This is a genomic window from Marisediminitalea sp. (assembly GCF_984433645.1).
In genome coordinates, this window is the sequence record NZ_CFIDRX010000120.1 from 1 (window position 1) to 13,555 (window position 13,555).

Here is a 13,555-nt window from a genome sequence, read left to right on the forward strand (position 1 = left end):
ATCGGGCTACCGTCGGATAGGCACATAACGGGCGAGTTCGGTCTGCGGCCCATGACGCGGGTATGGCAGGGTTTTCACCTCCAGGATTTCCTGCTCCCCGCGCTGTTGCAACAAGACCTTCAGGCTCAATACCAGATTCTACCCAAGCAACTAATGGCGTTAATAAATCAACCTGGTCTACCGCCGCACCACCGGAACAATGTCCCATACCTGGCATCAGGTACAATCGAGCGAAATCAGACGCGTCGTCATTGTGGTTTGCTGTGAGATTGTTGTACCAGTTAATCGTATCCAGTGCTGAGAAAATGGCATCACTTACACCATGATAAACCATAATTTTGGCACCTCTATCGCGCACTGCGGATAGGGCTTCTGCATTGTTTGGCGGGATCATAAAGCTGCTAGCTGCTTCTGTGTATACGTCGTCGGTCGATTCAATACTGGTGAGCATATCGTCGATTGAGCCAGTAAGTGCGAATTCCGGGCCGTTGAATGTCGCCGGATCGGCAACGGGCACTCCCCAAATCAATCCAACGCCGCCGGAATCGAGTACCAATGGGGCGAAGAAATCCCAGAAATTATAGTCTGGGCTTGCAATACCCGTATCAAATGGAAAGGGCGCATAGAAAGCTTCACCGGACGCCGTAACGGCCCCGGAAAATATAGGTGAAAGGGCTTCCTTTTGTTGCGATGACAAGCATGTGCCGTCGTGTTCAGATGAACAAGATGGGACATCATCCAATGAAAAGACACGTTGGCAAGCTTCAACGTCGCCGATCAAGCCGTCGTTTATACCATCCAGGTCATCACATTTCACTAGTGCAGCGGTCGCAACCATATTGCGCTCTTCGGCTGTGAACCCGGTAGAAATATCACTCGGGTCAGTGGCGACTGAAAGGTAACGCTGCGCGCCGAAGATATTGGCAATAGCAGCATAAGGCAGTCTGAAACCAGGGGCACCCGCAAGATATCCGTCATATTCATCTGGCATGCGAGCAAATGTATTAAAAGTATGACGCCCACCATTTGAACAGCCGCCAAAATAGGAACGATCAGGCCCTTTGCCATATGCAATGGAGATCAGCTCCTTAGCCATTGGCGTTAATTTCTCAACTGCTTTATAGCCATAATCCAATCGGGCAATCGGATCCACACCAAAAGCCGGCCCTAACGCTCCGCTGTGTCCAGCGTCAGAGCTTAGCACCGCAAACCCCTGATACAGTGCATTGCTCAAGTTACCTGGCCCGGCATCGCCCACCGCGGTTACAACCGAGCCATCGATACCGCCATTGCCTTGATGATAAAAGCGACCGTTCCAGTTAAGAGGCAAGCGCATTTCAAAGCGAATAGCATATACGTTCCCGTCTATATCACTAACGCGTTCAAACATGCTACCTGTTACCAAACAATGGGCGGGAATGTCATTGCCGGCCACCATTAGTTCCCCCGCTGCTACTTCGCTGCTTGAGGTGATCGTGGTATTGGCAAGTGCACTCATACTTGCTGCGAGGTCGTTACAATTGCCAGATAAATTAGCCGCGGTTGCAGGCGAAAGTTGGGGTATTTCTACGGGGGAGATATCGTTGTTTGAAGAATTACAAGCCAATAGTGTCGAAGACAGTGCGGCTAGCGTAAATGCATGAAAAATATTATGCTTAGTCATTTTATTATCCTAATGTAAGTTTGTGCTTGCTTACATCAACAATACCGCCAATAGAGAGGATGTTTGGGGCACATGTTGTCCAAATAGTGAGTTGATAAACGAAGCCGGGCTCAGCGTAAACTGAGCCCGATACGTTCCAAAAAACGCTAAAATTCAGTAGAGAAAGACAAGAACCAGTTTCTGGGTCTGGCATAAATGACTTCTGCGTAGCCCAGCGTGGCTAATGATGCATTACCCTGCTCTATATAGCGCTCATCGGTTAAGTTATTAACACCGAAAGTGAGATCCCAATAATTCACCAAATCATCCAGCTTTACCGATGCGGTTACGTAAGTAACGCCGTCATTTTGGGCCACGATGTCAGTGTTGGAAGAATCAAAGTACTGGCTTGCTGTGTATGACACGTCAAGGCGGGTAGTTAACTCATAATTATTGCCCAGTTCCGTGCTGTATGAAGCACCAAGATTACCTTGCCACTCGGGTGTCAGGGGTAATGAATTGTCTGGCGTAATCGTTGCCTGAGCACCATTCACTTCAGTAATACTGTCAATTTTGTCTCTCAGGTAGCTAAAGCCACCTTCAATTAACAAACTGTTCGTAGGTATATAAGTAAACTCCAGCTCTACACCATCAATAGATGCTGAGCCAGCATTAAACAGCAGTGGCACTACGCCCTGACGGAATATAAGTTGTATATCACTGTATTCAGACATAAAAGCGGCCGCGTTCACTCGGAAGTCGTTGGTGATATCGGCCTTAACGCCTATTTCCCAGGAGCTCACTTCTTCTTCTCCGAATGAGATGGGCAGGTTCCCTGGTGTAGGTGCATTGTAACGGCTGTTAAATCCACCAGATTTGAAACTGCTGCTGTAACTTAAATAGGTGTTAATGTTCTCTTGCACTTTATAGCGTACTGACGCAGAGCCGGTAGTAGCTGAATAGGTATCTGCAAAGGGGGTATTGAAGATAAACAATGGGCCGCCCTCACTGGTTGCCTTTGTTGGCAAGGTGGTTGGGTCGGGCTGGGTGGCAGGGAACAAATTCATTATGGTTCCCTGGAACCCTTTATCATCTTCGGTATAGCGCAAACCTGCAGAAATACTCCAGTCATTGCTTAACTCATAAGCCCACTCGGAAAATACCGCGAAGCTTTCGGTTTCTAAGTTAATGACCTGATAGTCACGAGTGCCGGGACCGCCATTGAGTAACGAGCCTATGACAGGTGGCGAAGGAGGAAACGCTAATAAAATGGATAGCTTGTCGTCACTGGTTTCATCAAAATAGTACAACCCAGTAATTCCGGAGACTTTGTCATTATCGTAGATCAGTTGAAACTCTTGAGAAAACTGCTCTGAATCACTGGTTACATCTGTGGTTAGCATATCGAACGGTGTATTGTCGGCATCGCGAATACCGGTCCATTCTGTTGAGCGGAACGCGGTAATGGACTTCAGTGTAATAGTCTTGCTGTATTCCCACTCCATAGCAGCAGAAAGGCCCCATCCTTTCAGTGTGCTCTCAACCGGCGCAGTGCCACCATTGGTAAATTCGCCTTTGTGTTGAAAGTCATTGGCACATCGATCATCGTCTATGTTCGGTACATTGGGCGCACCGAAACCTGCATCGCCAGGCGCCAGTGGAGCAAAGGGAATAGTTGCACCTGGACAACCGGCTGCAACACTGACTATGGCTGCAACAGGCGCCGACTCGTTAACGCCGGCAAAAACAAAAGGTGAGCCATTTTCATCCTCTTTTGTGAAGTCCCCTTTCAGCGTTATTTTAAATGTATCTGACGGCGTATACTGAATCGTTCCATTTACCGAATAGGTGTCATCATTACCTAAGTCCTGACCATCATATACGCGCGTAACGTAACCATCGCGCTTTCTGGTACCTAATGAAAAACGGCTCAGTAAATCTGTTGTAATTGGTAAATCAACGGCAACAAAGGCTTCGCGTAGATTATCATCTCCAATACGCAACCTTGCTTTGCCACCAAAGACATCAGACGGCTCAGCTGTTTTCACTAATACCGCGCCCCCTATAGTATTGCGACCAAACAACGTGCCCTGCGGACCACGCAGTACTTCAACACTCTGAATATCTTTGAAATCCATCGCGCCGCCAGCAGACCGACCCATGTATACGTCATCTACATAAATACCGACGCCGGGGTCAACCGATGACGTTGGATCTAACTGACCCACACCTCGAATAAATACCACTGCCGCTGAGTTGTTACCCGACAATTGGCCACTGGTAGCAAATTGTAAACTTGGCGTCACGCGGTCTAAGTCCTGGGTATTCTCAATCCCGCGGCGTTCAAGCTCCTTTACTGAGAATGCAGAGACTGCAATAGGCGTTTCCTGCATGCTTTCGGCACGTCGCCTTGCATTAACAGTGATAACTTCCAGTTGGGCTTCGCTCTCTGCTTCAGGTGCCGTGTCTGTTTGCTGTGCTATTGCGGTTGAGCTCAGGAAAGACAATCCAATGGATGTTGCAACCAGACTTCTTTTGAAAAAATTAGCCGACTTGCGATCACCTTGCGTATTGTTGAACGTTTGATCTTTGAATATTTGAAATGCAGATTTAGTGAACAAGTAAGGTGTAAAAAAGCACATGGTTTGCTCCAGGTTATAGGTGCATCTGCACTTGAATAACTGACTTATTGGCATCGGTAGCGGATGCTATAAATGAAATTCAAATGTTAACTTTGCACACATTTGTATAATTATTGGTTAACAATTCCATGTATAGTAACAATCCTGTTTTCACTTAAAATTGCGAAAAGTGACGAAAAAATTGACAATTTGTGCCAAACGGAACTTTATGCATAGTCAAAGTTGGTGCACTCGACTGCGGTTAACATTTATTTCTAAACAGGGGGAAGGGAGCCTGAAAAAAGTCTGAGTTTGCAATAGGGTTAGGACCAGAATGAGAAATTTAAGTGGCTGATATTTATTCGGTATTGTTGAAGAGTAGGGGTGTTTTCAACAATAGTGATTACCTGTCGAAATAGGCCTGAAGAACGCAGTTTAATTGCGTAACACAAAAGCACATGGACAGTAATGACAAGCAAATTGATAAATGGTGACATCGATATCCTTTTTGCAAAGCTGCTAGATCTGGTGCAGTATGAAAAATAGTATACTTGGTTAATAGTTTGTTAATAGGTTTAATTGTATGCCTGGTAAATATGAAGTGGGTACAGCGGCAAATCACTATATTAGCCAGCTTTACCACGAGGCACTCAAAAACAAACTCGATGTCACAAGCATGCTCAATACACTCGGTCTCACCGAGGAGGTTTTTGATAAGCCTGAATTGCGTGTGAAGACCGAAAAACTCGCCACGTTTCAAAATCTAATTTGGCAAGCGATGCAAGACGAAAGTATGGGACTTGGTGCTTCCCCAGTACCCGCAGGTTCCTATTTTATGATGGGGCGATTAACCGTTAATCAACCCACCCTGCATAAGGCGTTAAATTTGGCAGTGCGATTTTATGGCATGGTAACTAAAGCCTTTACCATTAATCTGACTGTAGACGGTGATACCGCATTTCTTGGCTTTAAATTACATAGTCCGGAGCGAGACCCCCAGCATATGTTTGCCGAGATACTTTTATTGGCAATGCACCGGTATGCTTCATGGTTAATTGCCGACAGTTTACCTCTCATTGAGTGTTATTTTGACTACCCAACTCCTGCACATATCTCAGAGTACTCCTATTTATTTCCGGGTGGCCATACATTTGAAAGTGATAAGCTAGGTTTTGCATTTCCGGCGAGATACTTAAAACGTGACGTAAAGCAAAACGACGCCTCGTTAAAATTATTCATGAAACGTTGTCCCCAGGAAATTTTTCAGCGCTATGAAGCCGACTACAGTCTGACAACGGAATTGCAAAGGTTACTTTGGAAAAACCTAAAGGGAGGGGTGCCATCTATTGAAGCGGCAGCGGCGATGATGAATATGACGAAAAGAACCATGATGCGAAAACTAAAGTCGGAAGGCACTTCTTACCAACAATTGAAAGATCAGGTCAGATTGGATAAGGCCGTTACGTTGCTAACGAAATATAACCTGCCCATCAACCAGATATCAGAAAGTGTTGGGTTTTCTGAACCTGCAGTATTTACCCGTGCTTTTCTTAACTGGACCGGGGACAGTCCCAGTCATTTTCGTGAGAAAAATGCAGTAGAAGACTAACTTTCTCACGATTTCTTTGCAAAAAAGCCTGGCGTGTCACTAAATATCAATTAAATAGTCACTTTATGCAATTTAAGTGGCAGTAACACTTCGTTAACATCACCTCACATATTCGCTACAACCCGATTGGAATAATAGTGTTTTCCAATTGCTTGGCGTACTTATTGTTCCGTGAGGTAACTCAATAATGTCCACGAATCCAAAACAGCAGATCGATCAGTCGGAAATCAAAGGTTTTCAGCTATTTGTGATTCTGATGTGTATTTTACTCAATGCGCTTGATGGATTTGATGTATTGGCAATCAGTTTTGCATCACCTGGGATCGCCAGTGACTGGAATGTTAGTCGCGGAGCATTAGGGATTGTTTTGTCAATGGAGCTGGTTGGGATGGCCATTGGCTCAATCTCGTTAGGCAATCTGGCAGACCGCTTAGGCAGGCGACCAACCATATTGCTCTGTCTTAGTTTAATGACCATTGGTATGGGGGCGTGTGCCTTTGTTAATTCACTGAATTACTTGTTGGTTTTTCGGTTTTTAACAGGGTTAGGTGTGGGTGGAATGTTAGCCTCCACCAATGCCTTGGTGGCCGAATTTGCCAATGCAAAATACAGAAACCTTGCCGTCATACTCATGGCCACGGGTTACCCAATTGGTGCAATAGTTGGTGGCTATATATCCACCGAATTGTTAGCGCTCTATAACTGGAAAGTGATTTTTGTTTTCGGCGGCGCTGTAACCGGTTCGTTTTTAGTGATTTGCTGGCTGTTACTTCCAGAGTCAATTGACTTTCTGGCTAGCCGACGACCCCAAAATGCGTTGCAAAGAATTAATAAGATACTGCAGCGTATTGGACACAACCCGATTGCCTCGTTGCCCAAACTGGAAAATCAACAAGCATCATCAGGTTTTAGCACGCTGATTACGAATAATCTCAGAGCGGTTACAGGCTTACTGGTTATCGCCTATTTCGCACAAATTATGACTTTCTATTACATCCTTAAATGGATCCCTAAGATCGTTGTGGACATGGGGTATGAACCTACCAGCGCTGGCACGGTTTTGGTGTGGGCAAATGTGGGCGGTGCAGTGGGTTCACTCATATTTGGTGTCATTGCCAGCCGTTTAAAACTACGCCCTTTACTTATAGCAATCATGTTATGTGCCTTTGTGATGGTGTCTGTATTTGGTCTTGGACCACAAACCTTATTACAACTCTCGGTTGTTTCAGCTGCAACAGGCTTTTTTACAAACTCAGCGGTGGTGGGATTGTATGCGTTGATGGCGCAATCGTTCCCAGCCGAAGTTCGCGCCAGCGGAACGGGTGTGGTTATAGGAATTGGACGAGGCGGAGCGGCGCTAGGACCCATAGTCGCAGGCTATTTATTCCAGTCTGGGTATGGTTTGTTTGATGTCTCCGTTGCGATGGGCTTTGGTGCGGTAGTTGCCGCGATCGCTATTTTTTCTCTTGGACCCGTTTTGAAAAAGTACCAACTCAGCTCTCAGGTTTAACTACATAAATATACACAGCTATTAATCAGTGCGAGGTAAAAATGAATTTCGAGCGCAAAAATCCATTAACCGGTGAAGTGGCCAGTCAATCTATTGCCATGCAGGCGCATGAAATGGCGGGAATTGCTGAACGAGCACAACAAGGCTTTAAACAGTGGTCTGCTTATGGTCCAAACGCTCGCAGAGCTATCTTGAATAAAGCGGCAGCCGCACTGGAATCTCGTCAAAACGACTTTGTTGAGGCCATGATGACGGAGGTGGGTGCTACAGCGGGCTGGGCTATGTTTAATCTGGGGCTGGCAGTATCAATGATGCGTGAAGCGGCATCGTTAACTACGCAAATAGGTGGTGAAACCATTCCGTCAGACAAGCCTGGTTGTCTCGCTATGGCGATTCGACAACCGGTTGGTGTGGTGCTGGGAATTGCACCATGGAATGCACCAATAATCTTAGGTGTTAGAGCTATATCCACTGCACTTGCCTGTGGTAATGCTGTAATTCTGAAAGCGTCTGAGCTGTGTCCAAGAACACATAGTCTGATTATAGAAGCGTTGGAGACGGCTGGCTTTCCTGACGGCACGGTCAATATTGTAACCAATTCCCCTGCTGATGCCGGTGAAGTGGTGGGGGCTTTGATTGATCAACCGCTGGTAAAACGTATTAACTTTACTGGCTCAACTGAAGTCGGGCGCATCATTGCGCAGCGCGCAGGTGCCAACCTCAAGCCTGTTCTACTGGAGCTGGGTGGTAAGGCCCCCATGTTGGTTCTGGATGACGCCGATTTAGATGAAGCAGTAAAAGCGGCTGCATTTGGCGCATTTATGAATCAGGGCCAGATATGCATGTCTACAGAGCGATTGGTTGTAGATGAGTCTGTAGCAGATAGCTTCGCAGCCAAATTCGTCCAGAAAGTATCGGGTATGGCAACGGGTGATCCGCGTGAGGGCAATACACCTCTGGGGGCAGTTGTCGACCAAAAAACAGTAAGTAAAGTGAACGCACTTATCGACGATGCTGTTGCTAAAGGTGCAAAGATTATCGCTGGGCAAAAAAGTGATTCGGTACTAATGGCAGCAACAGTAATTGACCATGTCACTGACGATATGAAGATCTATCGTGAGGAAAGCTTTGGCCCCGTGGTTGCCATTATTAGAGCCAAAGATGAAGCCGATGCGATTCGTATTGCCAATGACAGTGAATATGGGCTCAGCGCTGCTGTATTTACCAAAGACAGTGCTAGAGGCTTGAGAGTCGCCCGACAAATTCAGTCTGGTATCTGTCATGTAAATGGCTCCACTGTTCATGATGAAGCGCAGATGCCTTTTGGTGGTGTCGGTGCTTCTGGGTACGGTCGCTTTGGCGGAAAGGCTGGTATTGACCAGTTTACGGAGTTGCGTTGGATCACTATTGAGACCGAAAAGGGTCACTTCCCCATTTAAGTAAACGAATGATGCAAATTTTAAGAGGTAATGTTAATGAGTGCTGAACGCGAAGAAGATACGGTAGCGGTCAAGGTAGAAAATCAAATTGCCTGGGTGAGTTTTAATCGCCCGGAAAAACGCAACTGCATGAGTCCTAAATTAAATCGCCAAATGATGCGCGTACTGGATGATCTCGAATTCCGAGAAGATGTGAGCGTGTTGGTATTGACTGGTGAAGGCTCAGCCTGGTCAGCGGGAATGGATTTAAAAGAATATTTCCGGGAAACCGAAGCACTGGGGTTAGGCGGAACACGTCAAGCTCAGCGTGAATCTTATGGCTGGTGGAGACGCCTGCGCTGGTATCAGAAGGCCACGATAGCAATGGTAAATGGCTGGTGCTTTGGTGGAGGTTATGGACCTTTATTTGCCTGTGATCTTGCGTTTGCGGCTGAAGAAGCACAGTTTGGACTTAGCGAGATTAATTGGGGGATCCTGCCCGGTGGCGGTGCTGCCAAAGTGGTTGCTGAGTTAATGCCTTTACGCAAAGCCATGTATCACGCCATGATGGGTGAAAACATTGATGGCAAGACCGCAGAAGAGTGGGGACTGGTGAACGAAGCTGTCCCGGCAGAGCAATTAAGAGCCCGAGTCACAGACGTTGCAAACGTATTGCTACAGAAGAATCAAGTGGCATTAAAAGCGACAAAAGATGCAGTGCGTCGGGTGAAGGAAATGACCTACGACAACGCTGAAGACTATTTGGTTCGAGCGCAGGAGGCGGCGAATAGCTTTGACAACCATGGAAGAAAAGAGGGCATCAAGCAGTTTATTGATGACAAAACTTACAAGCCTGGATTAGGCGCTTACGATAAATCGAAACAAAAGAGTTAGTTGCGTCACGATGAGCTTTCTTTCAGTACAAGCTAAGTTAAGGCCTTTCAAACAGGCAGTACGTGACCTTACATCCGGTCGTTCATGGACGTATTCGGAATGGGACACGTTTGTTAATAAGTGCAGTCAGTGGTTGTCGCTACAGGGGTTGGCCTGTGGCGACAGACTTGTTTGTATAGCAAAAAACTGTGCCGAACTAGTGGCACTGCATTTTGCGTGCGAGCAGTCCGGGGTGATTTTCGTGCCCTTGAATTGGCGTTTATCATCAGATGAATTGCACACCCTGATTGCTGACTGCACCCCCCAATTAATCGTTGGCGACGAGATGGCCAACCAATTAGAACTGGCTTATTTTGAACTAAAGACACTCAATAACGCGGTTGCTGAACTGAACGGAGAAATACAACCGCGAAATCATCGTGCGCTGCCGTCGTTGATTCTTTATACATCAGGTACTACCGGAAAGCCCAAAGGTGTCATGCACAGTCACGACACCATCATGGAAACAACGCTGAATATGGCGTTACTGGGACAGGTCGACGAATACAGTACCTTTTTGTGTGAAACCCCAATGTTTCATGTGATTGGATTAATATCCTGCGTGCGCCCGGCGCTGTACCAGGGCGGAAAAATATTGATATCGGATGGCTTCAAGCCATCCAGAACATTGGCGCGTCTGACGGACAAAAACTTACTCATTACTCATTATTTTTGTGTCCCGCAAATGGCAAATTCGCTGCGGCAGGAACCCAAATTCAATCCTTCCTCGCTTTACAATCTCAAGGCCTTGTTAACCGGTGGTGCTCCCCATCCGGCAGTACAAATTAGGCAATGGTTAAATGACGATATTCCGATTGTAGATGGATATGGAATGAGTGAAGCGGGCACTGTGTTTGGTATGCCTTTTGATATTGCAACTATTGACGCAAAAGCAGGTTGTGTTGGGATACCAACCCACCGCCTCGAGGTCCGGTTAGCTGATCCTGAGGGGCAGCTCGTGGCAGATGGTGTGGCAGGCGAAATTCAGCTGAAAGGTTTGAATCTATTCATCGGGATTTGGCGACAGCCAGCGTTGTTCGAGTCCTGCTTTACCGACGATGGCTGGTTTAAAACCGGAGATGTGGCAATCAGAGAAAACGACGGCTTCTATTTCATTGTCGACAGGATCAAAGACATGTTTATCTCTGGTGGCGAGAATGTGTATCCGACTGAAATTGAAAGCGTGGTGTTAAAGCTTGATAGTGTTCTGGAATGTGCATTGGTAGGAGTACCCGACGACCGTTGGGGGGAAGTGGGGTGTTTATTTGTCGTTGCTAAGTCGAAGCACTCAACCATAGAGCAACAAGAAATTATGGATGAACTCGAGCAGTGTTTGGCAAAATATAAGCTGCCTAAGTATATTCAATTCGTAGATTCGTTGCCTCGCAATGGCGGAGGCAAGGTTATGAAACATCGGCTTAAGGCTATGTTTCATAGCGACTAATGTTTGAGATTGCGCTTGTAAGCGACGCTAAACTGGCACATTGTTAAAAGAATACATTTAACAATGTGCCAGGCTAAAACGTGTCTCAATAGTGCCTGTTCGGGTATAAATATGAGCTGTGCCGCCTGCCATTGTTAACTTCACATAACAAAAAATATTCACTTCATCCGGGGCTCCAAGTCCGGGGTGCAGCAGTCCATCATCACCTATCTGAGTATAGTTCTGAACGGTTCAGGGAGAACTACGGCAAGATGCTAGAAGTGAAAATAGCCGCGAACGCATAAATTTTGGGTTGTTTTGTAGGGAGAATATCAATTTAACCGCGAACGCATAAATAAGATTGAAATATCCTATCTGCTATCATAAAGTAACCGCGAACGCATAAATTTATTGGGTGCAAACGTGATATTTTCAATCAACAACACCAAGCAACTAGGTAAAGCTGCACAATTAACAAGAAAAGTGCAGGGGTTGGACCAATTTGCTGCGGCCTCGATGTCTGAGAATGGCATTACTTTTCTCAGTGAATTTGAAAACGGTAAACAAACTGTTGAACTTGGTCGTGTCCTTCGTGTGCTCTCAACGTTGGGTATAAAAGTCACCATTGATATACCAGTTGATGAAGCGTCGCTTACCCCGAAGCAACAGCAGCAATTAGCTAAAATAATAAATGAGGCCAACCTGTGAAGCGCGCTCTGGACGTGTATATTGATAAAACGCAGGTAGGTAAGTTAACCGATGAAAATAATATCTGGGCATTTGAATACACTACCGGCTGGCTGACAAGTCAGCATCGTCATCCGCTCTCTCCGCATATCACTTTAGAAGCAGGGAAGCAGATCGACGGCAGTTCATTTCGTCCCGTGCAGTGGTTCTTTGATAACTTATTGCCTGAAGAAAAAGCGCGGGAATTGCTGGCAAGACACGTAAAGGTGCCTGTTGAAGATGCGTTTCAGTTGCTTAAGGAAGCTGGTGCAGAATCCGCAGGCGCTATTACATTAATGCCTGAGGGCGAGGAAGTAGCGCCAGGCACTGTGCATAAGTTAACTTATGAGGAAGTCAATCAGCGCATACTTAACCTGCCGCAGGTACCACTTAATCGTGCTGAGCGAAAAAGAATGTCGGTGGCTGGTGCGCAGCACAAAATGCTGGTGATTTACCGACATGGTGAGCTGCTGGAGCCTTCAGGATTCTTGCCGTCTACTCATATACTCAAACCTCAACATTCTTCTCCGGAGGTTTACTACCATACTGTTAGAAACGAATGGTTTGTAATGACGTTGGCCGGTTTATGTGGGCTGGAAGTACCTCCAGTTGATATACGCTATCTTCCTGAGCCTGTATACCTTATAGAGCGATTTGATCGCGCAGGTGAGTATCCACACCAACATCGTCGCCATGTATTGGATGGCTGCCAATTACTGAATTTGGGGCCGCATATGAAATATCCCAACAGTAATGCCGGTAGTTTGAACAAGTTGGCTGAGCTCACGCGAATGAAGGCTCGAACCAAAATAGATATATTTCGATGGGCACTGTTTAATGCGCTGGTAGGTAACGGCGACGCTCATCTTAAAAATCTATCATTCTTTATCAACAAAGAGGATGTGGTAATGACGCCGCACTATGACTTATTGTCCACCGCGATTTATGAAGCGCCACACAAACATATGGACCATCAATTGTCTCAACAAATGGGTGACGCACAATATCTTGGCCAACTTACCGTACCAAACATCCTGGCTTTTGCCGAAGAATTGCAATTGCCAACTAAGTTAGCAAAACGTGAGCTTGACCGTCTTATTGGCAAAATTGAACAGGAAGCAATTCCTTTGATGCAACAGGTGCAAGATGCGCCAGCACACCCAGGCAAGGGCGGTGAAATTAGAATGATTAAAGAGATATATTACAACTGCATTAAAGAAATGGTGACCAAACTAACTAAAGCTTAAGGTAAAGCGATGGTGACCACAAAAAACAACCCGCAGCGCCGCTAAATCCTATATACTCCAGGCTGTTTTTTAAAAGGTGGAGCTTTGCAATGCGTGTATGTGGTGTAGAACTGGCGGGGAATGATGCCAACATTGCCTTACTGAATTTGGAAAATGACCTGATTCAGATTCCGGATTGCCGTACCCGTAAACTGAGCTTGCAAAAAGCCGCTACCGCCCATGAGCTTAAGTATTTCCAGAAGTCTTTCGCGCAGCTGGTGCAGGACTATAAAATAGAAACCATCGTTATTCGCCAGCGCCCTATGAAGGGCAAGTTTGCGGGTGGTGCTATTGGGTTTAAATTAGAAGCTGCGCTGGAGTTGCTAAACGGGGTGCAGGTTATTGTAATGCCGCCTACCGAGATCAAAGCGGCGTTAAAAGAAAATC

General features: G+C 46.2%; 10 protein-coding genes. 8 read left to right on the forward strand and 2 right to left on the reverse strand.

Translation table 11 applies throughout. The annotated features are described in order from the left end of the window. The coding region (locus AC4MRN_RS14465) for a tannase/feruloyl esterase family alpha/beta hydrolase (protein ID WP_491203657.1) at positions 1-1,663 on the reverse strand (1,663 nt) is incomplete at its 3' end. 146 nt (positions 1,664-1,809) lie between these two features. Further along, positions 1,810-4,284, reverse strand: coding sequence for a TonB-dependent receptor (locus AC4MRN_RS14470; protein WP_491203658.1), 2,475 nt, complete (start codon positions 4,282-4,284; stop codon positions 1,810-1,812). 562 nt (positions 4,285-4,846) lie between these two features. Here AC4MRN_RS14470 and AC4MRN_RS14475 point away from each other — a divergent pair. The 8 genes from AC4MRN_RS14475 to AC4MRN_RS14510 all read left to right on the forward strand — a co-directional run. Beyond that, positions 4,847-5,872 carry an AraC family transcriptional regulator gene (locus AC4MRN_RS14475; RefSeq protein ID WP_073324056.1) on the forward strand — a complete coding sequence of 342 codons (1,026 nt, stop codon included), beginning with the start codon at positions 4,847-4,849 and terminating at the stop codon, positions 5,870-5,872. Between the two features lie 187 nt (positions 5,873-6,059). Further along, positions 6,060-7,382, forward strand: a complete 1,323-nt coding sequence (locus tag AC4MRN_RS14480) for an MFS transporter (RefSeq protein ID WP_073324058.1) — start codon at positions 6,060-6,062, stop codon at positions 7,380-7,382. Between the two features lie 41 nt (positions 7,383-7,423). After that, entirely contained in the window at positions 7,424-8,821 is a 1,398-nt protein-coding gene (locus AC4MRN_RS14485; protein ID WP_491203659.1) for an aldehyde dehydrogenase, read from the forward strand. A 36-nt stretch (positions 8,822-8,857) separates the two neighbouring features. Continuing rightward, positions 8,858-9,694 carry a p-hydroxycinnamoyl CoA hydratase/lyase gene (locus tag AC4MRN_RS14490; RefSeq protein WP_491056191.1) on the forward strand — a complete coding sequence of 279 codons (837 nt, stop codon included), beginning with the start codon at positions 8,858-8,860 and terminating at the stop codon, positions 9,692-9,694. Between the two features lie 10 nt (positions 9,695-9,704). Next, positions 9,705-11,177, forward strand: coding sequence for an AMP-binding protein (locus tag AC4MRN_RS14495; RefSeq protein ID WP_491203660.1), 1,473 nt, complete (start codon positions 9,705-9,707; stop codon positions 11,175-11,177). A 402-nt stretch (positions 11,178-11,579) separates the two neighbouring features. Beyond that, positions 11,580-11,864 carry a transcriptional regulator gene (locus AC4MRN_RS14500; protein WP_155013289.1) on the forward strand — a complete coding sequence of 95 codons (285 nt, stop codon included), beginning with the start codon at positions 11,580-11,582 and terminating at the stop codon, positions 11,862-11,864. Next, on the forward strand, positions 11,861-13,129 hold the full coding sequence (locus tag AC4MRN_RS14505; RefSeq protein ID WP_491203661.1) for a HipA domain-containing protein: 1,269 nt from the start codon (positions 11,861-11,863) through the stop codon (positions 13,127-13,129). The genes AC4MRN_RS14500 and AC4MRN_RS14505 overlap by 4 nt, the downstream gene beginning before the upstream one ends. An 89-nt stretch (positions 13,130-13,218) precedes the next feature. Next, a partial coding sequence (locus AC4MRN_RS14510; protein ID WP_491203662.1) for a DUF3010 family protein occupies positions 13,219-13,555 on the forward strand: 337 nt, incomplete at its 3' end.

Bases quoted from the DNA above. Each gene is read 5' to 3' on its own strand.
- AC4MRN_RS14470 (WP_491203658.1), bottom strand. From the start codon at position 4,284: ATGTGCTTTTTTACACCTTACTTGTTCACTAAATCTGCATTTCAAATA.
- AC4MRN_RS14480 (WP_073324058.1), top strand. From the start codon at position 6,060: ATGTCCACGAATCCAAAACAGCAGATCGATCAGTCGGAAATCAAAGGT.
- AC4MRN_RS14485 (WP_491203659.1), top strand. From the start codon at position 7,424: ATGAATTTCGAGCGCAAAAATCCATTAACCGGTGAAGTGGCCAGTCAA.
- AC4MRN_RS14495 (WP_491203660.1), top strand. From the start codon at position 9,705: ATGAGCTTTCTTTCAGTACAAGCTAAGTTAAGGCCTTTCAAACAGGCA.
- AC4MRN_RS14475 (WP_073324056.1), top strand. From the start codon at position 4,847: ATGCCTGGTAAATATGAAGTGGGTACAGCGGCAAATCACTATATTAGC.
- AC4MRN_RS14490 (WP_491056191.1), top strand. From the start codon at position 8,858: ATGAGTGCTGAACGCGAAGAAGATACGGTAGCGGTCAAGGTAGAAAAT.